Below are 24,006 nucleotides of genomic sequence, written 5' to 3'. Positions count from 1 at the left end.
GCAACATTAATTCACCCCCTGGTACCTGGTAATTGGTTCCGAGGTAAGTGTCCCGAAGTTTAAGGGAATTTCCAGCGTGACTCTCTCCTGTAAAAGTTTCTCTTTGTGGACGAACGCAGAATGGATGGTCACAGTGCTTTACACATTAAGTGTTCCTTCATAGTCCCTGAACATTACTGGTCCATAAGTAGGGTATCATTGGTAGGGTCTCAAGACTTTCATGAAAGCATCTATCCTGAGATAGATACGATTGGGAGAGGGATCAACACGCATTTTTACCTTGAGTTTATCTAAGCTTATCTGAACTTTTGTTGAATCTCTCGCGGAAAAAGTTTCGACGAGGTCCCCGAGTTTAACGTCGCTGTCACATCTCATGATATGGGTCAGAATAGGCGAAATAAACCTAGTATTTCCAGACGAAGAGAGCATGATGAGAGTTTTGAGGAGTGCAGGGATTAAACTTGAGGATGTGTCGGTAGTCGAGAAGAGAGACTAATCTTTCCAAGTCAGTCTTTTTCCTCATTTTTTGATCCTACGTAAAAACTCGCGTCACATATAGCTCCAGATGAGGGCTAATCAAGGAGACCTTTAAGGACCATAACTTAAAGCATATATAACAACAGGATTACCGTATACCATGGTCCTAGACTGCAAAAACAGGGACGTCATCGATAATGAGTCCGTAAAGGTGGTGGATTGCCTTAAGGACGCATTATCAAGTTCAACGAAGCTTTGGGCGGTCTCGGGGTACTTTAACGTCACCGGGTTGAGCCTTCTTCTAGGAGAACTCTCCAAGTTGAAGGAAATCAAGCTAGTTCTAGGAAGGATGAGCCAAGACTCTTCAACATCATCACCGTTAGACGGAATATCTCCAGGGGATAGGGACCTTAGGGAGGAGTTGAACGGTCTAAGATTGACCTTCTCCTGCACGAAACAGGTAAACCAACTTATTGAGCTAATCAAGAGGGACAACTTCCAAGTAAGGACCTTGAGGGACGTGACAACCCACGCAAAGGCATATATAACCGATAACGTTGTCATCGTGGGCTCGAGCAACCTCACAAGGGCAGGCCTAATGGACAACCTCGAGCTGAACACGCTCCTCTATCAACCCGCAATGAGGGAGATAGTCCACGACTGGTTCATGAAGATATGGGAGCATTCCCAGGACTCAAAACAGGAGATCATCTCCCTCCTCGAGTCCTCGAAGTTTGGGAAACCCCTCACCCCCTATGAGATGTACATGAAGATGCTTTACGAGTATTATAAGGACAGGCTAGTTCAGGATGAGACGAGGAGGGAGTACCGCGAACTCGCGGAGTTCCAGAGGGACGGGGTAAGGATGGCGCTCTCGATCATCCAGAGATATGGAGGAGTTATGATTGCCGACTCGACTGGGCTCGGAAAGACCTACATTGCCATGACTCTCATAGAGGAACTTTACGGGAAGTATGGGAGGAAAGTCCTTGTGATTGCCCCCAAGAACGTCATTGATAACGTCTGGGAATCAAATGCCTTGAAACAGCTCACGGTAAGAGTTGATACCGTCAACATGGAGAAGCTGGGAAGGAGTGACTTCAAGGTCACGGACTACATTGATTACGACATAATTATCGTGGACGAGAGCCATAACTTCAGGAACAGCGGGACCAACAGATACTCCAACCTCCTCAAGATAATCTCAGCCAAGAAAGGGAAGATTGTGATCCTACTAACCGCGACCCCTATCAATAACGGTATCATGGATCTCTACCACCAGTTGAATCTCATAACTGCTGGAGATGATACCTTCTTCCACAGGGCCGGCATCCCATCCCTGAGGAACTTCTTCGTGAACGCTGAAAAGGAGAAGACGCTCGCCGAAGGCCTCAAATCAGTTCAAAGGGTCCTAGATGAGATCATGGTAAGAAGGTCTAGGCAATTCATCAAGGAGAATTACAACGAGTTCACCTTGAACGGGGAGAAGCTAAAGTTCCCAACTAGGGAGCTCAAGAAGGTAGAGTACAGCCTCACGGATATCCTGGGCGAGAACTTTTACCGAAAGGTTTACTCCCTCATTGAGGAGCTTCACCTGGTTCCCTACAACATTGAGAGGTATAACCAACTCAATGACAAGGAGGAGGTGGAGAGGCTCGAGAACGTGGTTTACCTCCAGAGATTAATACTTCTCAAGAGGTTCGAAAGCTCCGTTGAAGCATTCAGGAGATCGCTCAAGGATCTGAGAGACTTGTTGAAAGGTTCCAAGTCCATGATAGAGAGGAATCTCGTTCCAGATAAGGACGCTATAAGGAAGGCCTTCAGGGAGTTTGGGGATGATGAAATTGAGATCACGGACGTGATCAGGAAAATAAACGAGGAGATGAAGGCTAGGCCCAAGGAGTTAGGTGCTCATTATGACAAGAAATTAATGATCCAACACATAGACGAGGATGTCCAAAGGCTAGATGAGGTCATATCCCATCTCGAGAAGATCACCCAGGACAAGGACAAGAAGCTCCTTACACTGTACCGTCAACTTGAGGAGGACAGGGCACTTGAGGTTGAGGGAAAGAAGGTCCTGATCTTCACTCAGTACGTGGACACTGCTAGGTACGTAAAGGAATTTCTTAAGTCAAGGTATCCGAGTAAGGAAGTTGAGGTCCTCGTGGGCGGAGAGAGGGATGTTGACAAGATCATTAGGAGGTTCTCCCCCAAATCGAATAGGGTACAGGAGTCGCGTCCCATAGATATCCTTGTGAGTACAGACGTCATCAGCGAGGGTCAAAATCTTCAGGACTGCAATTACGTGATAAATTACGATCTTCCCTGGAACCCCGTGAGACTAGTTCAGAGAGTAGGGAGGGTTGACAGGATAGGTAGTCAGTGGGACGTGGTCCACGTCAGGGCCTTTATGCCTGAGCGTGAACTAGAGGAGTTATTGCGACTCTACTCTAGGCTCTTGGAAAAGATAGACACCATATCTAAAACCATTGGCACAGACGAGACCATCCTTGGCGAGGAAGCCGATCCCAGGGAGTTCAACGCCATGATCGAGAACATAAGGAGGATCGGTAAGGACAAGGCTGTCCTCGACAATATAGAGAAGGAGAGTGACCTCTACTACGTGGATACTCCTTACGAAAACCTGATGAAGAACATCAAGGAGGAAGGCCTCACTAAGTGGAGGTCCATCCCCTTGGGGAAGAGGGCGTGGAAGATGAGTACTAGACCAGGAGTAATCTTCATGTTTAAGGTCAGGTATGGCGAGGGTAATGAGGAACCGGTTCTTCTATACTACGACGTTGTGACGAAGGGTTTCGAGTTGGAGAACAACGTGATGGCAATCTTTGACATGGCCAAATCTTCACCGCAGGAGCAAGGGGTAATCCCCAAGGACAACTTCGACGTTAAGATACTGCAATCCCTCGAGGAGCTGGCAGAGAAGAGGGTGAATAGCCTCATGAACTATCGGGAAACCAAGCCTGCAGAGGAGAACAAAAGGAGCGCTAAGTATGAGATAAAGGACCTTATAGTTAAGCTAGCCTCAGACGGAAAGATTGACGTCGACGCAGTGGGTGACGTTTACGAGATTCTCGATAAACTCAATCTCTCACCTTGGGAGGATGAGTTGAGGGCCTTCCTAAACGCCTACAAGAGGTCACAGGACCCCAACAAGCTCATTGATAGTCTTAGGGAATTCGTTAAGGAGTATGGCCTGAGGGATAAACTGAAGAGCAGATCTGATGGTGAGAGGAGGGAGATAATCAGGGTGGGCTATATGATCTTGGGAAGGGAGGAGGACTTCAGGTCACTTGAGTTAAGGTTGTGGGACAGTGGGGTCTGCGAACCCATGGAGTCAAGGCGTTAGTCCACCTAGCTCCTGTGACCATACGTGAATCGCTCCACTATTTCTTATCACGATTCACTTCTCTTAGTCACGTAATGACCTCCCAAGTCTTGAACTTATATATTCATTTCGTATTTTTTCTTATATGTCGGAGCAACAGCGTGATACCCGAGGGATCAAGGACATATCCCATAAGGTCATAGAGTGCCCCGAGTTCATACCCACTCCCTCCACCAAGAGCCATTGGAAAAACGCCACCGGGTTTCACGACAGCTTCCTCAGGAGGCTAGCCAGCGAGGTTGAGTCCTCAGGTTTCAAGTGTAGTGCGGAGTTCGGGGTAGAGCATGATTTCCCCCAGGGCATGAAGGTGAGAGGGAAGGCAGACCTTGTCTGTGAAAACCAGGACACGGTTCTCCTTTTCGAGGTTAAGTCCTTCCCCTTAGGGAGGGCATCCCTAGGTGACAGGAACCAGCTCCTCTTTTACGCCTACATCATGATGAAGCAGTCCCTCTTTCCAGGAAAGGAGATCGTCCCTATCCTGGCCTACACCAACGACGATGCAGATCCTGGAATGCTTCCCGTGAAGAGCGGGGTAGTGAACCTCCCTCCTGGCCAGTACGTGGTCCTTAACGTCATGGATGGGCTCACGGAGACCGTTGAATCGAATGTGAGGGCCTACCACATACTTACCTCTAGTAAGAGGAAGACGTTCGTCATGGGAAAGCATTGCTTCAAGTGCGACAATCAGAACTGCATCATCATTAGATCGAGGATGATGAGACGTGGATAGGTTACCCCTAGAGGTTGCCTACCAAGAGATCCTGAAGACCGAACTCTGCATCATAAGACATGGGCATTACTGCGTCGATTTCGATAACGAGACCTACGTCTCAATCCATCCAGTCACAATTCACGACTTTAGTGAGAGACTCAGTGCCATGGACTTGCTCTACTCCCTGGTTAAGGCATACCAGAGGTTTGGTGGGTCAAGCCTGGACTCCTACGTGAAGCAAGTTCTCGAGACCCTTGGTAGAAGTGGCGATCTTGAGGATCTCGTGAAGGCACTCGTGGAGGAAGGACTCCTCTACGAGGACGACTGCGAGGAGCTCTCCCACGTGATGAGGATTCAGACTGTTAACAAGATCAGAAGCCTAAGCAGGGAATTCAACAGTTTGGTAAGGTATAACTACGCCTGGGACGAGATACGTAGATTACCTGGGAGCGAGAAACTCCTCAAGGTCGAGGACAAGCTCAGGGGAAAATGTTTCATGACCTATCATGGATACCTCATGAGAGTGATGAGAGACTTGGGCCCTTACCCCGGTGAGGGAAGGGTAATGGAGGCCTACGTCCTCCCATTCATTGAGGAGGGAATTACCGAGTACAATGTTCCGCTTAAGGACCTTGCCCCCTTCATGACCAAGTTCGTGGGGGAGTTGTCTGGCGCGGACTCAACCAGGATTGTGGACGCTGTTCTAAGGGCCTCACAGGCCTTCATTAAGGGAGGGATGCTTTCAAAATATCAGGTCGAAATGCTGAGGAGTTTCCTGTCCAAGCATGACCCTATGATAGGGGTTATCTCGGCCCCAACGTCTGCCGGTAAGACCACGATCTTCTTCCTGTACACGGTGTTAAAGCTACTCGCCTTCAAGGCCAAGAAGGACAAGAGGAAGGCGATGTTGATTTACCCCAGGAAAACCCTGGCTAGGGAACAACTGCAGAGGTTAGTGAACTTCCTCATGGAGTTGAACCCTCTCCTGGAGGCCATGGGGATTTCCCCAATGACCCTAGCCATCTATGATGGCGACTCTCCATCTACAACAAGGAGTCTCGGGAGGCAAACTACCCCGACATTCAGGGGACTGAAGTGCCCCGATGGTAGTCCCATGGTATACCGGGACGGAAAACCCGTGTGCGGGGATAGGCCACTTGACTGGCTCACCGAGGTAAAGGATCAGGGATATCAGAACGACATAATCCTAACCAATCACAGTCAGATCGCAACTAACCTCTTTCGATCCCACGACGAGAGAGTGAACCTCTTCGATAACCTATCAGTCATTGTTGTGGACGAGGCGCATACCTTCGCCGACCCGGAGAATAGCACCCACTTCTTTTACACGATCCTGGAGATCCTTCTCTACCTCACAGAGAGGGAGAAGGGCCTACCCCTCGAGAAGCCCATTGAGGACGTGAAGGAGACCATAACGAAGATTAACCTTGACCTGATCTTTTCATCAGCAACCCTTTGGGGTACGGAACTGGACAAGAACCTCGATCTCAGGGGTGTAGGAGGCTTCAAGGGAATAGGGAGAGCCGGGTCCGGCCAAGGTATTCCGAAACCAGTGGATGACTTCCTGGACGCTGTACTACATAATCTGAGGAACCTGTACGACAGGAAGGAGTTCCTTGACTTCTACACCGTGGTGGGCCCTGGAGAGAAGAGGCAAAGGAAGATCATAGTTCCCATGCTTATCTTCCCCGCACCGGATTACTCAGCCAGCCTCCTGTTCACGTTAGCATCGCTCTACACAATCTTCTTCTCCGACAGCACCTTCAGGAGGATGCAGAGGGCCTTCCCCAAGGGAGTAAATTCCATTATGTTCGTTGATAGCAAGAACGTGCAGAGGGGGATAGCCGAGGACTTCCTTGAGAAAATACTCGAGGATAACAGGTACCACGAGGATATCTCTCTGATTAGCCCTATCAGATATGGGACTCGGCAGGGGACCATGGGGTCCAAGCTGATTGCCGAGGAACTCAATAGGGTGAACTCGATTCTAGATAAGACCTTCACGACCTATAGCGTCCTCAACCTCTACTATACCAAGGATCAGCTCAAGGCAATCTCCAATCCCAAGGACTGGATTGACGCCGTTAAGTCAGGCAGACTCCCAAGACTCAGGGACGGGAAAACCCTACTTGACGTGCTCCAAGACATGGACAAGGGACTTAGCGGAAAGGATGAACTTCAACTCATGGGGGAGAGATCGCTCTTTTACATGGTATATCACAATGCAGACCTAAAGAAGGAGGAGAGGATAAAGAGAGAGGAAGTGCTTTCCTCAAACAAGTGGAGGACAGTTCTCTCAACCTCTACACTGGAGCTTGGGATAGATCTCCCCAACGTTGGGATAATACTTCAGTATGGCGCCCCCTCAACCTCGGACAGCATTATTCAGAGGTTTGGGAGAGGAGGGAGGAATGACGACGTGTTGAGGGTATCGCTCGGGATTCTAGTTGCCAGGTCCCATAGCCATGACATAAGCCTCTTTGACGAGTATTACGCAATAAGGAGACTCTTCTTCCCCATAACCCTTAAGCCGAAGCTTTCGAAGACCAGAGACGAGGTAGTGAAGGCCTACTCTTACGTTGCCCTTGTGGGCTTCCTCTCAAGGAACCTTGGAAAGGATATCGAGGAAACCGTGGATTACATCTCAAGTAGCGAAGATTTCAGGCAGAGGGCTAGGGAGTTCCTCAACTCCATGTTGCCTCTCCTGGTTAAAGATCCCTCAAGGCTAGCGGAGGACATCATTGAGGACCTGAAACAGATCGCAAGGATTTACACCTACTCCAGGAACACGACCATTGAGGTGGAGCAGGGCAACTTGGTTACGGCTGACGTTGATAGAATAAGGGAGCTGATGCGTCGTATCATCAACGAGATCGAGGTCAGGTGCAAGGGTAAGGTTGACGATCTCTGCAGGAACAGCCTAATCCCGCTACAGAGAACCCTAGAAGTAGTTGAGATGGATGAGCGATTAAACCTAACAACGCTGGTCACCTCGAGCTCAAAGATCCTCAACGCCTTCTACATGGTGAACTCAAGGAAGGGTGATAAGGAACTCGAAAACCTCAAGATCGACCTAAAGGCCTTGGCCGGTTTCTTCTACCCTCACTCGTATTTCTCAAAGAAGGCCAAGAGAAACTTCCTCCACTTCTTGACGTACTGGGTTAAACCTGAGGTACCCCATCCGTCGATTAGGTCTATGGAGTCCATTAGCTTCACTCTCACGGGAGAAGGGCTGGAGGAGAACAGTGTTAGTAGGCCCGATCTCCTGTTGAAGGACATACCCATGAGGCGATCAAGATGACCATAGTCTTCCCCACCTTCAACTACAGGTTAATTTACCTAGGCCTACTCTGGGTGGACAAGCACGACAAGAAACTCCAGGCTAGGATAACTAACCTCACGAAGAAAGGTGGCAAATCCTATAAGGACCTCATGGAAATGGTGGGTGTAAAGGAGAACATACCAGGTTATAGCCCGATTGCCCCTGACGGATCGTTCATCGTCAAGTTTGATGAGACCTTCCTAGAGAGGTTGGGAAACGAGTTGAGGAAGGGTCATCCCAAGGAGGCCATACCTATCCTATTTATAACGAGGATAGAGAGTCCGTCTGAGAAAAGGAAATATAGTTATCAAGGAAACCCCTACAATAACCTTCTCATTGGGATCACCCTAGAAAAGGAGCATGACCTAGCCCTAGTGAGCCTAAGGTCAGATAGAAAGGAGGAAGATCCCTCAACCGCGAAGTACTTGTGGAGCATGATCTACGCAAACAGGGAAACCCTGAAGCGCTTCGATGATGTTCTCTCGAACATGGAATTTCAATTGGAGCTTTCCCTGGACTACCCTGAGGTTAAACACAAGGGGATTTGGACAGCTTATGACACCAAGAGGAGCTCAGTGGAGGTTCGTTCCAAGTCAGTCGCCTACTATCTATCCTCTAGCTTCACCGAGTCGCTGAACAACGAGAAGGTCCTCCTAGATGTTAACGTCGCCCCACTTAGGGTAAGGATCAAGACCGGTGGGCTGTCCGTGGAGGACATCATGGTAGGGTCGGAGATTTACTTCAGGGGGAGGGGAGGAGTTTTCAGGTATCCCTTCCTGTTCCCTCATATAGTTCCCTACACCTTCCTGTCGCAGAAGACTCCCATCACCAGGTTGCCGAGCGACATCTACGTGGACGCGGGAGCCCTTAGGATAGAAGTGGAACTTGAGGACAACAACGTGGATCAATTCCTGCGCGAGATATGTGAGGCGTCAAAGTCTAGTCTCAACCACCTCCAGTTCATTCAGAAGCTAGGCCTCGAGTGGGCCGTTAGCGACATGATTTCAACTAAGTTTGGAAAGAACAAGGTCTCATACCCAGACAGGAAGATCGAGGAGCTCGTGAAGTTTGAATTCCCTAACAGGAGCAACAGCTTCTACTACACCAGCTTCATGTTCTGGAAATTGAGGGACGTTTTCAGCTATTTCGTGGATAGGAGCGATACCGTGATGAAGGCCGTGGAGAGTTGTGATGTGAAGAAGATAACAAAACATGCGGTTGAGTCTCTCACCAAGAAGTTGATGGATAGCGACCTTCAGGAGGAGGAAAAGTTACTTGAGGAGTTTAAGAGGGCCGTCGCGGTCTCAGCCTTGGTTAAGTCCCTCCACGGCCTATCCCACCTACTCATGAAGAGCCTCCAAGACATGATAGGACTTAATTCCAGGAGTCTAGGCGAGATAATCACCGTGTTCTCTAACGCGGTATGGCAGAGGAACTACGACGGGGTGGTGAGATATGAGAACTGGATGCGGAGGAAGATCAAGGGACAGCTCACGATATTCTTGAGGAGAAGCCTAACCTCGGACTACTTCGAACAGGTAGTGGGGAAAAACCTTAACTCTCTCCTATCAACCCTATCCTCAATCCTCGTTGATGAGGACGGCGGGGATAGGTGTACCAGTTACTGGAACGCCGAGAGATCCAGGCTGGAGCATATCTACTCAACGTTAGTCTCCTCGAATGAAGGAGTTGGCTCAGGTTACACCAGCGGGAAGGTGATCCGGGCACTAGACAGCGCAATGACTAGGTTGTTACCTCAGGGTGACCTCTACTTCCACTACCCAAGGCAGATGTACAGGTATATTTACCTTAACACGGAGAGCCTCAGGAAGACCCTGGACCTTCCAAGGGGGAATCAGCCGGAGGTCAAGGCAGTCCTCAACCTTGCGAGGAAATACTCGCAGTACGTTTGGCCGAGGAGGCTACACCAGTGCTTTGACGGTTGCTACAACTGCGTGCTGATAGAGAGGGGGTGCACTTACGTTGACGTCCAGCAGGTGTATAAGGTATCTAGGGCGGGGGCAAGTTACCTACTGGGGAAGATTAGGTCCTCTTCATCCTTATCGTGAACTCAACCCTCTCCTTGTTCTTGGTCCTGCCCTCGTAGTACTGGAAGGGATTGTGGCACTTGGGGCACTCGAACCTCCTCACGGTGTAGAAGTTGAACTTCCAGGGAGCCCTCAGCTCCTTGAATTCACCCTCGTAACCGCAATAGGGACACTTGACCATGAGATATAGTCTAGTGGCGAGTTTTAAATCTTCACGTGAGGAGAGAGTGTGATTTCGTGGTATCACATTTGAGGGGAGAGGTGACGACATAAGTTTCTCTGAACTCTCCCCACCATAAACGGGATAATATCTTGAAACTTTATTATGTGGTTGCCTAAAGCTTATCTAATGGAGATCAACAAGGAGACGCAGGACCTCCTTTCTGCAATTAACCTATCCCCTCAAGACCTCAAGGAGATTAGCACCACCTTCCTGAACTTGCCCCGAGGATGGAGGCTCTTCTCTGCCGGGGACGCGCCGATCTACGTGGTCCTCGCTGACAGATTCAGGTCCTCCGACAGGGAGAAGCTTAACCCCAAGGAGCCGTCCTACCTTTACGTGATCCAGACCGAGACCCAGCTGTTCCTCTACCTGGGTAGGAAGGACACCGAGGGACTCTTCGTCGAGGTGATCCCCTCGAACAGGGGGATAATTCTCTCGACATTAAGGGAAGTTTTCACGGGTCTCAACTTCTCCAACAAGCTGAAGGTAACGGTCACCCTGAACAGGTTGTATGGCGACCTCAAGGACAAGCTTCAAGCAGGGCAGGACTTCGTGAACAGGGGTCTCTTCTCAACGCAGTATCTCAAGACGAGGTTGCTCACCAACGTGAAGGTTCAGCTCGATGGGAAGAGCGTCGCCGAGCACGTGGGCAACCCCGAGAGGGTCCTGACCCACATGGGTTGGGGAGTGAGGGAGGTCGAGATCCAACCCTACAGGATCCTTGAGCTCAGGTTGAGGGACAAGACCCTTGGAGCCTGCGTCATCTCCCCCAAGCCAGACTTCGACTTGATCCAGGAGGGGAAGGTGGCCCCCTCGTACGTGGCGATCTCCCTCCTCAGGAGCTACGAGTGGGTCTTCGTGACCGATGGCGTGAAGTGGAGGCTCTACTACTCCAAGGCCCCGTCCTCGGACAACTACTTTGAGATATCCCTGAGGGGGGCGGGAGGTGAGGATCCGAGGCTTCAGTACTTCATTCGCCTCTTCTCTCCCGAGGTTTATCAGGAGGTGAACGGGCAGAGGAAACTGGACCAGATCCTGGTGGAAGGAGCCAAGGTGGGCAAGGCAATACAGGACCAGCTCAGGAAGAAGATAATGGAGGGGGACCTCTTCCTGAACCTGGTGAGAGGGGTCCTAGACCTAGATCCCCTGAAGGAGTACAGCGAGGAGGACCTGAGGCAGGCGAAGGAGCTCGCGACCAGGCTCCTGTTCAGGTTACTCTTCATCCTCTACGCCGAGTCCAGGGGAATACTTCCCGTGGAGAGGTCATCGCAACCGACCAAGTACTCCGAGATCTCCCTCCACAACCTACTGGGCAGGCTGGATGGGTTTGAGAGCAGGGGAGACGGGGATGAGATATGGGTGGAACTCAAGAGACTGTTCAGGGTGATAAGGAATGGAGATCCCCAGTACAACGTCCCTGGTTACGACAGCGAGCTGTTCGACGAGGGGGACCTGGACAGGAAAGTGGTGAGGAACAAGTTCCTCCTCCCAGCACTTCGCGACCTAGGGTTTGACGGGAAGGAGAGAATAGATTACGCCGAGCTGGGCGTGAGGCAGATCGGGGACATCTACGAGGGCCTCCTGGGACTCGACGTGGCCAGGGCCGAGGAGGACAGCTACATCGTGGATGGTAGGGTTGTGTCGGCGAAGGCCCTGAGCGATCTCAAGGAGAAGCCCACGGGGATGATAAGGAAGGGCGACGTGTTCCTGAAGCCCAGCCCGGAGAGGAAGTCGGCCGGGGCCTTCTACACGCCGGATGAGATCGTGAGGTTCCTGGTGACGAAGGCCCTCGAACCGCACCTGAGGGAGAGGGAGGAGGAGTTCTCCAGGCTGATGAAGGAGTACAAGGAGAATCCTACGAAGGATCTAGAGGAGAGGATTGAGAACCTCGTGTTCGGGATCAGAGTACTTGACCCCGCCATGGGGAGCGGACACTTCCTGGTGAGGGCCCTCGAGGAGCTAACCAGGTGGGCCATAGAGCTTGTAAAGAAGTATCCCGATTCACCCCTCGCGGGGAGGGTGAAGGAGGCGAGAGAGAAGGCTATCAAGACGTTGAGGGAGAAAGGGTTCGACGTGGATGAGACCCTCGTGAACGACTATGTGATCCTGAGGAGGATGATCCTGAAGAGGTGCATCTACGGTGTGGACATTAACCCCATGGCCGTGGAGTTGGCGAAGCTGTCGCTGTGGCTCTCCTCCCTATCCGTGGGATTACCTCTGAACTATCTGGATACCAATCTCAAGACCGGGAATAGCTTGATTGGGGTCCTGGGAAGGGAGGAGGGGGGAACCCTGGATCTGTTCACCTTTGACCAGAAGAGGCGGAGGCTGAGGGAAGTTAGAGATTCTCTTGATCTAACGTTAGAGGATGTGGAGAGGGAAAAAGAGCTGGACAGGAAGAGCAAGGATCCCGTACAGAAGATGAGGTATGACGTCATAACTGCTTCATATATGGATGAAAGACTTGAAAAGATCTCAAAACTAATTGATCCAACTAGGATATCTGAAGAGGACAAGAAGAGGCTAGAAAGACTAGTGAGAGATCACATGTTCTTCCACTGGTCTCTTGAATTTCCAGATGAAATGGAAAGCGGAGGCTTCACAGTAGTGGTGGGAAACCCCCCATGGGACAAAGTAACCCCCAAGGATGATGATTTCTTTGACACAATAATTCCAGGTATAAGGAGGTTGTCGTCTAAAACGAAAAAGGAACCCTTATATAAGAAATATTTAGAGGATCCCAAAATAAGGGAAGAGTTCGAGCATTACAAAGGAAAGAGGAAGGAGGAGATTATATACTTTAAAAGCTTAAAGAAGTTGAAATCCATTTATAAGTTACAAAAAGGCGAACTAAACCTCTAGAAACTATTCCTCGAAAGGATGATAAATTTAGTTAGCAAAGAAGGTAGCGTGGGAGTGGTTGTTCCAAGCACCCTGCTAAAGGGAGCAGATTCATCCTCCCTGAGAGAAGTATTACGTAGGGGTCAAATTGAGTATTTATACGATTTCGATAATAAACTAGGTATATTCCCCGATATCCATAGTAGCTATACTTTCACTCTTCTTGTGTGGAGAAACTCAAATAAATCGCAACAAGTGAGAGCTGCCTTCAGATTAATGGATCTTTCTGTTTTAAATAATCCAGAAACTTCTACGGAAAAAGATAAGATTCTGATAATAAATCCTTTCATTATAGAGAAATTTTCATCTTCTCAACTAATTCCCAGATACTCGAAAAATGATTTAAAGATCGTAGAAAAGATATTGCAATTTCCATCGTTAGAGCAACTAAATATCCAGTTTCTAAGAGGTTTCGATAAGACAAATGCTAGAGGTCTATTTAGAACTGACGGAAAGGGATGGCCATTAATTGAGGGTAAGAACTTTCATCAATTCTTACCATATTACAAGAGTCCCGAGTTCACTGTTTTGCCTGAGGACGGAATTGAGAAATTGAGTGAAACCAAATTAGGATCAAAGATCAAGGAGTTCCTTGAAAAGCCTAAGTTATGTTATAGGTCTACAGCAAGATCGACTGATGTAAGGACAGTGATAGCGTGTATTCTCCCACCATTTACGTTTTACACCTCTAAGGTTTGGTGCGTGTATACGACAGATTTAGATCTTAGGTGGAGTCTCTATCTCCTCGGCATTTTGAACAGTCTAGTATTTGACTTTATTGTAAGGTTATTTGTAGAAACAGATCTGATCAAAGAAATTATGAAGAACCTAAGAGTTCCTAGACCCGACTTTTCCTCTCCTCTAGTGTATAGATTACTAAAAATCTCAGCCATTCTCTCCTCTCCCGACGACAAGTTCAAGGAGTTAACCGATCTTGTAGGCGAAAAGCCAAGGAAAATTAGTATGAAGGAGAGAGTAGATCTCACGGCGGAGCTGAACGCGATAGTTGCGAAGTTGTATGGACTCACGAGGGATGAGTTAGATTACGTGATTAAGACCTTCAAGTTCAAGGAAAATCCAACACTTTATCAGATGGATGATCCGAACCAGGAGATAAAGTGGGACAAAAAGCTAATGTGGCAATTCAACGGAGAGGTTGCCAAGAGGATACTCAGCTACTTCGATAGCCTAGGAGGTTAACCGGAACTCATTAAGATATGGCCGTGACTCAAGGAAGGCTGAGCGTCCCTGGTCCACAGCTTATTACAAGCGTTAAACCTCACGGAACTTGAAGAGGATTGTGAGGGAGCCTCCTCCTTTCGTCCTCGTGAGGCGGAATGCGACCCTTATGTTGCATTGCTACACTCTGCAAGACAGATAAACCGGGAACACAATATTACCCCGTGAAGATCCTCTTCGCCTCCGACGTTCATTACCCCAACTCCGACAGGTCACTGAAGCTCTTCTCCTACCTGAAGCAGGCTGACCTTCTCGTCCTGGCTGGGGACGTGTTCACTCACGGCTCCCACGAGGACCTAAGGAAATTCCTCAGGAAACTGAGGAAGGTGTACAGGGGTCCTCTCGTTGCCGTCCCCGGGAACCACGAGCATTGGCTGACTGAGGGAGAGAAGAGGAAAATCACTAGCCTGAGCAAGGTGGGCACTCTCGCAAAGGTCTACAGGGAATTCGACGGGACCCTTCTCCAGGTTGATGGTCCCTACCCCATCACCCAAGACCTGTACCTGGTGGGAACCACGGGGTGGTACGACTACTCCTTCGCGAGGGACCTCAACTTTTCCGACCGCGACTTCGAGAACTGTAACCCCCACAACTGCTCCAGGGAGGAGATAGCCATATGCGAAAAGCGAGGATTCTGCGACTGCAGGACCTGGTTCAACGACTGCGTCTACGTTAACCTCGGGATCTCCAATGAGGACTACCTTCAACGAAACGTGAACATCCTCGAGGACCAGCTGAGGAAGGTGGGGAGAGCCATCGTCGTCCTGCATCATGTTCCTAGGAGGGAACTGGTGGCAACCACTGGAGATAGGTACACCGACTTTTTCCTGGCCTTCGACGGTAGCGAGAGACTGGATGAGGTGATCAGGAGATATGACGTTGAGTACGTGATTTATGGCCACCTCCACGACAGAAGCAGGCAGGATCACGTCGTGATTGAGGGAGTGCATTACGTGAACGCGTACAACTTCTTCCTCCTAGAGCTTTGACAGTCCACTGGTCAAGCCATGCGTTAATTAACCGGGAAAGTACTGGAGCGCATCTTCATCCGTTTCAATTCTTATACTCAAGTATCCGACTCCCGAGTACGCAGAAAGTCCAGCTGAAGAATAGAGTCAACTCAACTGTTCCGTGTTTTACTTTCAAAATACCTAGTACAGTAAATGGATCATCCTATGAGTGCTCTAGAAGGGGATCACAGAGGGCAAGGAAAAACGAAGAGTCAATGTGCATTCCTCACGTTTCCCCTTCCTCACGTCTAAACTCAAGCAGATGAGAATGTTTATTTTCTGAAAGTTTCACCCAACTTCATGTCACTCCCCGTAATTGATGAGCCGAACGACATTACTCCTGACACCCTTCGAACGGCCTACAGGCTCACCTTTAGTCAGGATCCCTCTTTGGAACAGGTCATGGCCTGGAAGAGTAGCCTGGAGTTCCTTCAGAGGGCCAGAATAAAGACCCCCGTGATAGCTGAAATGCCAATCCTGGGTGGGGAGAGGGCAGACTTCATCTTCGTGGACGACGACAAGGGCCTAGTCGTTGAGATGAAGGGATGGAGACACGTAAAGGTTCTCGACGACTACATGGTTGAGGCCGATGGAAAGATTCACGTAAATCCCTGCTACCAGGTGGAGAATTACGTTAACAAGCTTAACTATTTCCATTCCTCTGGGATCAAGTTTCAGGGAGTTGTGGTCACGTATAACGCCAACCCCAACCTGGGGTGCAGGACCATCACCGATCCCGCAGAGCTCAGCTCGCTTGTGGATTCCCTTGGTCCCTTCAAGAGAGATGCCCTGGACAGGGTGGTAAACGGTAAGTTTCACATAAGTGACGCCCTCGTGGAACTCCTGCAGAGGGAGAGCTCCAGGATATTGAACCAGGCCTCCAAAGCCCTCCTATCTAGGGGTTATGGACTCACAGAGGAACAGGCACACCTAGTTCACAGGGTCATGGAGGACCTGGACAACAACGTGAATAGGACCTATCTAGTGAGAGGAGAGAGTGGCTCTGGGAAGACCCTCGTGGCGCTCACCTTGTTGATCGAGGGCCTGAAGAGGAAGAAGAGGACAGTTCTAGCGTACAAGAACAATCGCCTGCTCAACACCCTAAGAAATGTGCTCAAGCCCCTGAGTGGGGCCATAAGATTCTATTCAACCGCGTATCAGGACGGGGTAGGTCAGCCCAAATTCAGTGAGGAGCTTGACCTGGTCATATTCGATGAGGCCCAAAGGATGACCAAGGACGTGATTAGGACCTCAATGACAAGGGGGACCGTTCGCGTTTACTTCTATGACGAGAATCAGATTTTGATTGGGGAGGAAGAGGGCACGAGGGAGGCGTTTCTCCAGTTTGCAAATCCCTCTCAGCTAGTTGAGGGATACCTGAGCAGTGTGTTTAGGCAATCCAGGGAGTACCTGTCGTGGGTTAAGAGGCTACTTTGGCAGAGTCCAGAGAGAGCCAAGAACCTCAACCTTGAGTTCAGGGTGTTCGACTCGATCCTGGACCTGCTGAGCGAACTCTCTAAGAAGGAGGATAGGGCCCTCGTCTGCGCCTTCACCGAGTCTGAAGGGGACGAGCATAACCCGCATGGGTTAAAGAACGTGAGGATTGGGTACCCTCTACAATCTGGATTCGAGCTGTATAAGGGAGTTGACCTCAAGGGTATAGTGGGAAAGGAGAATATTACCTGGCTCATGGACCCTAAGAAGGATTACCCGGTCTACTGGACGCAAAGGAAAGATCTCTCAAGGTGCGCTTCCGTGTACGGCGCCCAAGGTTTTGAAGCGGAGTATGTTGGGGTAGTGTGGGGAAGGGACCTTGTGTGGAGGGGGAGGTGGGAAGTGAACCCAGACCCGATCACCGACGACGTAGGAGGTAAATTCTCCCTCAAGAAGATAGCTAAGAAGGACAGGGAGAGAGCTCTAACCCTTCTCAGGAACAGGTACTATGTGATGCTCACCAGGGGTATCAGGGGAGTCTACGTGTTTGCCGAGGATAGGGACACGGTGGAATTCCTCAGGTCACTTGTGGGTACCTGATCAAGGGGATTGACCGACGCGACCCGATCACTCTGCCACGCCAAGGGAATCACGATCATGTTACGGTGTCACGCCCTTAGGTCGCGAAGATGGTTTAGACTCACTCCAAAAGATCTTGAAGTAAACTATTTATACTAGATCGGCTGCTGCTGCCGCATGAAAGCAAAAATTTACACTAAATGGGGGCCATTTTATATACTGATAGAAGAGGAGGAAATTAAAGATATAGACGAGCTCTTCAAGAAGTGGAGAGACGTCTACGCAGTCGTGTACGACGATGATGGAAACATTGTCTTCGAGGATTTCGTGGACTAAGCGCCAGCGCCTACCCACATTAATGGGTCACATGGAAATGGCCTACGCCACATGGCACATGACATAATCCAGAGAGTCTTCATGTTAATGCGGTAGACCACCAAGGATTTAATCATGGATTACAATTTTCCTTCATGACTGGAGTAAAGAGTGCAGCTCGCTCAACCAACGCCTGTGATAATTTCGTAATGAATCAAGATTTTGAAAAGTTTGTGGAGAGCAGGGAATCATTTCACGATGAAATCAAATCAGAGATAAAGTCTGTCTTTGAAAAGGCTGGTTTCGAATGCGAGGAAGAGTATGAGGTATCAGGATATAACTTAAAAGGCAGAGTTGACGTTCTATGCAGATCTGGGAATGATCTGGTCCTCACGGAGATAAAATCGTCTTACGTGTTCTATGGGACCTTAATAGACGGGTTGCAGCTAATGATCTATAAGCTGTTGTTTGAGAGCATGGCAGAGGATCAAGGAGTCATGGGAAGTGACGAGGCTTCAGGGAAGAACATTCACCTCCTGCTGGTGTATAGGAATCCGTTTTATAGCGGAGAGGGGAAATCGACCTCACTCAAGATTAGCGATAAGACTGTCACGGTCCCCAGGAAATATGTTTACTTGATTCTGAAGGATAATCCGCAGAACCTGAAGGAGGCGCTTCACTACATGCCCAAGGATAAGGGAACCTACATCATGAACAGGGATTGTAATTTATGTCAAAATGAAAATTGTCCACTCGTAAGGTTTAAGCGCTAAGAAAGATTGCAATCAACCCAAGGGTAGTCCACCCATCCCTTGTATTTTAACAGACAGAGTGCGGCCCACTTGCTAATTTTCATCTCCTGTTCAAGCGGAGACATATCGCACATTCCTTGACCCACGTTTCTGGGTACGAGTACACAGTTGTAGCATCCATCGACACACTGGGGCACATAGTAGGGAATTGAGAATTGGGCTAATCTATTGATTAACGGCAGTTCGTTTTTAGCGGGGTTTAGTTCATTCTTTATTTCCCTTCTTATGTAATGGTCAAAAAGGAACCTCGATAATGTCCTAGATGCCGGGATCCTATTGTTAATGTAATTGCGTATAACATTGTCAATATCATTACCACGCGGAATCGAGGAAAGGATCAAATTTCGAGCAGATTTAAGTAACCTCCTCTCCTGTTCAAAGTTCCTCTCACAAGCATCACTCCCTTCTCTGGCTAGGATAATCCTTAGCTCATCCCTCATAATTTGATCTATACTAGAGCCTAGCGACTGAAGAGCATCCCTTACATACTCATATGTGTAACTTTTCTTGGCAAAGACAATTACATCCGATCTAAAATCATTCCCCGACTTAAATTGAAATGTATTCTCTACAACCGTGTCATTTTGTGGTATTAAGCTACTAAAATGTGGGGATTGATCATTCTTAACTCTGATAATTATTCTTTCTCCAAAAAGGTCTAATCCAGAGATGTCAGATAGTACTTTCATAATAAGGTGAGAAGCACCGTGGAGACCATGGGTTAACGCGAACACACCTATGGATTTCTTTAATAACAGTCTAGTATATTTATCTATCTTATCAATATTTATTTTAGATAAAACATTATTCTCATCAAGGAATGGTTTTAACATGCTTATTATGAGGTCTACGACGTCTAGACTATTTTCAACCGACGAACTATTATATATTTCCAGTATTTTACCTAATGAAGGAGATAAAAACTTCAATCTGGTTTGATATAATCGAGCATTGATGTCTATTTCAAGACCATAGATTTTCCTGGAAACTTCACTCGATTTAATGTAAATAAATTTGTTGGAAAGAATATTTACTAGTGATACTAATAGCTGTCTATTTAAAAGAATTTTAATTAATGATTCTTTGTGTTTAAGAAACAACCAGTCTACCAGTTTTTCTACCTTTTGCCAGTCTAACCCCATAAAAGGTACGTCCAGAACAAAAGCATCAACAATCGTGTCCTTAGGTAAAGGCGTATGTTTGTGATTGACAGGAAAAATAAATGAGAAAGGAATTATTGCTGGATGTATATAGAATAATTTTCTTTTATTCCATTTTTTACTGGACTCAGAATACAAATATGCCCTTCCAGATATTTGAGATCCTAGATGAATCAACTCAAGGCTTCCACTTTTAGTGACCGCCGATTCCGTCATATCATTTGTCAGTAGGTCAGGGATCAGAGGAGTCTGTCTAAGATATGTCTTTACATCTCGAGAATTCATTATCCATTTTCTGACACTTTCGGCTGATGAAACTAGATATTTTCCATCCGTAGTAATTACTTTAACATCCAACCCACTAAAATTTTTTATTTTATCAAATAAAATTTTATTAACGATAAGACTAAAAAATATCTTTTTATTTGCTTTGGTGGCACTCGTGGCGGCTATATTGTCTTTGTTGCTTGAAATTGAATATCCTAGTATGTAAATTATACTATCGCCCTTAATCTTTTCTTCCTCTAGGTCAAATGAAACACCTGCTACATATTCAACATCTTTCGGATAACCATAGTATGTATTCTTTACAAAGAGTACAGGACATACTCTTTTCTCTGTATTTATAAATTTACTATCCTTTAGCTCTCTAAATATTTTCTCGTACCCTTCAAGAGGAATCCTAGAAGCATAAGTACCTAGCGGATTTATTGGCATCATGATTTCCTTTCGTCGTCCGTTATGTTCCAACTTAAAGTACCCAAAGTAATTTCCATATAATTCTAATTTACTATTATTAATCATAAGTTCTCCGAGATACACGCTCCTATAGTCATAGTTTGGAAATGGTATACTCATTACTACCACCTGTAATACTTAAACGGGATAGTTCTGATTAGATCACTTCTGTTTTTACGTGATCCTCTGGATCGTCTTTGAACGATGATATCGAATATCGGAGCTTTAATGTGTTTATTCTCCACTGACCGGACAACTCTTAGTACGTTAATATCGAGCCTCTCTCCCTGTATATCGGAGATTACTGCAGGGTGAGGAATCCTACCTCCAAGCAGGAAATAATCCACTCTATCTTCTAATTCGGTGTCAGATTCCTGATATGCATTGCGGATAACATCGTCAAAGAGATTTATTCCAAGTATATTCCCTAAAATTTTTTCCGCTTTATCTATCCATTTTTCCTGATCGGTGTATTTGTTATCTTTTCGAATTTTCTGGAGAAGATCTCTAATACTCCCATACAATGACATAAATTCTTGAGATATTAAAATCTCCATGTTGTTAGCTTTATTGTATTCACGTAATTTGTTAATGATCGGCTTTATCTTTTCAAAGAGCTCTTTATTGGTATCTACTAATCCCTGCATTGCTATGGTGCTAAGTACTTGAATCAGTTCATCATTTAGATAAGCTAAACTGTGGAGCCCAGAACTTTTAATTACTGTACTGCCTGATCGCATGTATTCCTTTAACCCTATTATTAATCTCTCTTTATTACTATTTATCTCCTCTATAATGGGTATTATTCTATTTGGATCTTTTTTATATTTTCTTATTAAATCTTCAAGGATCGTTTGCTCGCTGTCTGGAACAAGCTTTCTCAAAAACTTATAGAGAAGTACTCCATAACGTGTTAAAGTCTCGTCGTCCAACTGTCTACCAAAGCCCTTAATCTCAACACTAAATAGATCCTTAAAGGCTCTACTCTCATCAAGGTATGAGATATCTTCACCTAAGTTTTTTAGAAAGACGGCTCCAAATGATATCCTGAACGACAGATTATTTCTGCCGCTCCTACCAAGTCTTTGAATATAGCTGTCACCCGAGGAAGGTTTTCCTAACTGCATCACCACGTTTACGTTCCCTAAATTAACCCCCATTTCCAGGGTTGAAGTCGATAAGCAGATATTCCACTTTCCTTGGGATAGGATACCTTCAATCCTATTTCTGGCCTCCACATCGGCATTATGCATTATTACAAAGTGACCATGGCGACCCTGAATATAGCTCTGTCCATAACTCCCTTTAGATGCTTGAGTCACATCATCTGCCAAACCTTCAATGAATGCAACCTTTTCCTGATCCAATTTTCCCTGAAGAAACGCATTAATTTCGTTCATGTTCATAAAGAACTGGAGGTGAGAATATCTCATAAATGTGCTATAATCATCACTGTGCATATTACCAATGTTGTTGGCGGCTGCCTTCTTGAGAGCCGAGAGTATTTCCTTGGGATATGTCTTCTTAGTGGCTTTATTTTCGATAAAGAGTTTATCCTTATGGAATTCCTCTTGTGAAAGACCTCTCCCTACAAAATTTCTAAAAACCTCACCCTGGGTCTCTTTACTATCAATGAAGGCAAGTACGTGAGGTTCGTATTGCATGTTGGTGATTTTTCTAATAGTGCTACCTAATCCAAGGCTCCATAGAAGAGATGTGCTCAAGGCTTCAATAAAATGCGTCGTATACGAATTCGAGGGAGAGGGAAAGAATATAGATGTTACCACCAACTTCCTCTTGGAATTATTCCTGTCAAAAGTAGAGTAGTAAGGGATGTATATGACCTCCTGATAAAGGCCATCTAGTGGACCACGGAAAATAGCTGAAAGATCAGGAGGTGAACTATTTCCCTTTGGTGCTGTTAAAAGATCAATTCCGGCTAGTTGGGTAATGAGAACGTTTTCCTCTAATATATTCCTGCTTTCCATGGTCGCACTTGAAATCAATATGTCGAAAGACCTACCACTAATTACTTCCTTAAAGGCCTTTCCCATGTCCTCCAATTGGGTTCCTTGTTTTAGAGCTAAATACAAAAATATTCTAAGGATAAGAAAATGCATGAAATCAGACAGATCCTTTGAATTCAAAAATGTATGAGCTTCATCTATAACAAGTGTATTTAGATTATCGAGTAAGCTCTCAATCCAATGATTTCGTCCCACACTTCGATCCAGATGGTTAGATATCATCGAATGATTTGATATAACAATTGCAGGCGCCTCTATTCTTTCCGCATCTTTGTCGTCGCTTAGCCAATCCACTTCCTCAACAATCACGTCATTAGGATCTACTAGAAACAATTTACCTTCTTTATATTTAAGTCTCAATTTGGACTCCTCGATGTCAAGTTCAAGACCTCCCCTAAAGTCCTCAGACTTGTTAGAATCTTTGCTCGATCTACTACTCCCATCTAGGATATATACGTGTATCTTCTTCTGACTTTGTTTGTTTATGTAATAAACTAATTTAATGAATTTCTCAAGTTGTTCTCTTGCTAAGGTCTTTGTGGGATAAATAACTAAACCCACACCTCCTACCTTAAGAAGTTTCATAAGGAGATAAACCGAGAAAACGTAAGTCTTTCCAGAACCTGTGGGGGCTGAAATAATTCCCAGTTTTGGTTTATTTATTTTTTCCTTCAGCCTTTTAATCATTTCAAATTGGTAGGAGTTTAGGTAAAATTTGTAGGAGTCTTGCTTCTTTCCCCCCTCAAATCCCAAACTTCTGCATACAATTAAGGTATCCTGATCGCAAACCTCGCCTGCATCGTGTTTAGGGTTGGGTATGTATTCCTCAATGAAGGGGAGCAAATACGCCTCTAAAACGTAGTACGGCGATTTAAAATCAAGAGTAGAACCAGGCAGAGCACCCTCATACCTGTAAAGTCTAAGAAGTTCCCCATATGCAGTCTTGTAACATTCACCCTTTCTCTCCTTAACCATCTTTATAACTCGTCTCATTTCGTCGTTACCCTTCATATGTCGAATTTCATCTAGCATTTTGAAATATCTGAAAACGTTGCTAGATTCTATATTGATTTCCATGGCTGGATTATCCAAGGACTCCAAGACTTTATTTAATGTATCATCGTGACACGGAAGGTCTATCAAAAGACGGCTCGACTTGAGTACGTTTACTAGTGAGTCAAAGTCCTTAGCCCCACAGGAGTCAAAGTCCTTAGCCCCACGGGACTCGGGCCTATGATAGGCGTAAAATAGATATGCGAGGTCGAGGACCGTTAGCGTTGCATCAAAATCATGGACCACATTGTATTTTGAGGCCGGAACATAGTGCCTATCATTCACTTTCACGCACATATCGTTAAAGCGAATCAAACACAACTCATGCTTAAGGATCTCTTGGTAAAGTTCAGAGCAGGAGTCAGAGAAAAGGTCTTGATCACTCAAAGTGAGAATTGACATTAAGGTAATAATGTCTGCTAAAATAAAAATCTTCATTGTTTTAACTTTCCAGTTTTATCATTAGCGGTTCCCAGTTCCCAACCTGAATCAAACAATAGATAGAAAAGTTCATTAAACCGGAGTT

The 24,006-nt window shown here is 46.7% G+C and carries 14 protein-coding genes; 11 read left to right on the top strand and 3 right to left on the bottom strand.

What is annotated here, in order from left to right; genetic code table 11:
• The first annotated feature begins 373 nt into the window (after positions 1 to 373).
• From ACI49J_RS06390 to ACI49J_RS06370, 5 genes are all read left to right on the top strand, one after another.
• A complete protein-coding gene (locus ACI49J_RS06390; protein WP_275691950.1) occupies positions 374 to 496 on the top strand; it encodes a hypothetical protein in 123 nt (40 codons plus the stop codon).
• Between the two features lie 141 nt (positions 497 to 637).
• Positions 638 to 3,847: a helicase-related protein gene (locus tag ACI49J_RS06385; protein WP_240254738.1), complete on the top strand. Its 3,210-nt coding sequence runs from the start codon at positions 638 to 640 to the stop codon at positions 3,845 to 3,847.
• Positions 3,848 to 3,971: 124 nt separating this feature from the next.
• Entirely contained in the window at positions 3,972 to 4,616 is a 645-nt protein-coding gene (locus ACI49J_RS06380; RefSeq protein ID WP_240254740.1) for a hypothetical protein, read from the top strand.
• A complete protein-coding gene (locus ACI49J_RS06375) occupies positions 4,609 to 7,920 on the top strand; it encodes a DEAD/DEAH box helicase (RefSeq protein WP_240254742.1) in 3,312 nt (1,103 codons plus the stop codon). The genes ACI49J_RS06380 and ACI49J_RS06375 overlap by 8 nt, the downstream gene beginning before the upstream one ends.
• Entirely contained in the window at positions 7,917 to 10,010 is a 2,094-nt protein-coding gene (locus tag ACI49J_RS06370; protein ID WP_240254744.1) for a hypothetical protein, read from the top strand. Before ACI49J_RS06375 ends, ACI49J_RS06370 begins: the two co-directional genes overlap by 4 nt.
• On the opposite strand, the gene ACI49J_RS06365 is transcribed toward ACI49J_RS06370, so the two are convergent.
• Positions 9,985 to 10,170 (bottom strand): hypothetical protein, encoded by a 186-nt coding sequence (locus ACI49J_RS06365; protein ID WP_240254745.1) that lies wholly within the window; start codon positions 10,168 to 10,170, stop codon positions 9,985 to 9,987. The genes ACI49J_RS06370 and ACI49J_RS06365 overlap by 26 nt on opposite strands.
• A gap of 168 nt (positions 10,171 to 10,338) precedes the next feature.
• Here ACI49J_RS06365 and ACI49J_RS06360 point away from each other — a divergent pair, with 168 nt between their 5' ends.
• The 6 genes from ACI49J_RS06360 (at position 10,339) to ACI49J_RS06335 (ending at position 18,463) form a co-directional block, all read left to right on the top strand.
• Positions 10,339 to 13,074 carry an Eco57I restriction-modification methylase domain-containing protein gene (locus ACI49J_RS06360; protein ID WP_409366326.1) on the top strand — a complete coding sequence of 912 codons (2,736 nt, stop codon included), beginning with the start codon at positions 10,339 to 10,341 and terminating at the stop codon, positions 13,072 to 13,074.
• Positions 13,075 to 13,476: 402 nt separating this feature from the next.
• Positions 13,477 to 14,313, top strand: coding sequence for a hypothetical protein (locus ACI49J_RS06355; protein WP_409366325.1), 837 nt, complete (start codon positions 13,477 to 13,479; stop codon positions 14,311 to 14,313).
• 137 nt (positions 14,314 to 14,450) lie between these two features.
• Complete coding sequence (locus ACI49J_RS06350; RefSeq protein WP_240254747.1) at positions 14,451 to 15,341, top strand: metallophosphoesterase; 891 nt, start codon at positions 14,451 to 14,453, stop codon at positions 15,339 to 15,341.
• Positions 15,342 to 15,662: 321 nt separating this feature from the next.
• Positions 15,663 to 17,396, top strand: a complete 1,734-nt coding sequence (locus ACI49J_RS06345) for a DNA/RNA helicase domain-containing protein (RefSeq protein WP_240254748.1) — start codon at positions 15,663 to 15,665, stop codon at positions 17,394 to 17,396.
• Between the two features lie 156 nt (positions 17,397 to 17,552).
• Positions 17,553 to 17,711, top strand: a complete 159-nt coding sequence (locus ACI49J_RS06340; RefSeq protein ID WP_240254749.1) for a hypothetical protein — start codon at positions 17,553 to 17,555, stop codon at positions 17,709 to 17,711.
• A gap of 134 nt (positions 17,712 to 17,845) precedes the next feature.
• Positions 17,846 to 18,463: a PD-(D/E)XK nuclease family protein gene (locus tag ACI49J_RS06335; protein WP_240254751.1), complete on the top strand. Its 618-nt coding sequence runs from the start codon at positions 17,846 to 17,848 to the stop codon at positions 18,461 to 18,463.
• Here ACI49J_RS06335 and ACI49J_RS06330 read toward each other — a convergent pair.
• Both ACI49J_RS06330 and ACI49J_RS06325 read right to left on the bottom strand, forming a co-directional pair.
• Complete coding sequence (locus ACI49J_RS06330; protein ID WP_240254753.1) at positions 18,460 to 20,520, bottom strand: hypothetical protein; 2,061 nt, start codon at positions 20,518 to 20,520, stop codon at positions 18,460 to 18,462. The two genes, ACI49J_RS06335 and ACI49J_RS06330, sit on opposite strands and share 4 nt — an antisense overlap.
• A 2-nt stretch (positions 20,521 to 20,522) precedes the next feature.
• Entirely contained in the window at positions 20,523 to 23,765 is a 3,243-nt protein-coding gene (locus ACI49J_RS06325; RefSeq protein WP_240254755.1) for a DEAD/DEAH box helicase, read from the bottom strand.
• Between the last annotated feature and the right edge of the window lie 241 nt (positions 23,766 to 24,006).

The organism is Metallosphaera sp. D4-4 (genome assembly GCF_046245145.1).
GTDB classification, from domain to species: Archaea; Thermoproteota; Thermoprotei_A; order Sulfolobales; family Sulfolobaceae; genus Metallosphaera; species Metallosphaera sedula.
Note: the sequence above shows the minus strand (reverse complement) of the source record. Positions and strands in the feature narration are given on the sequence as shown.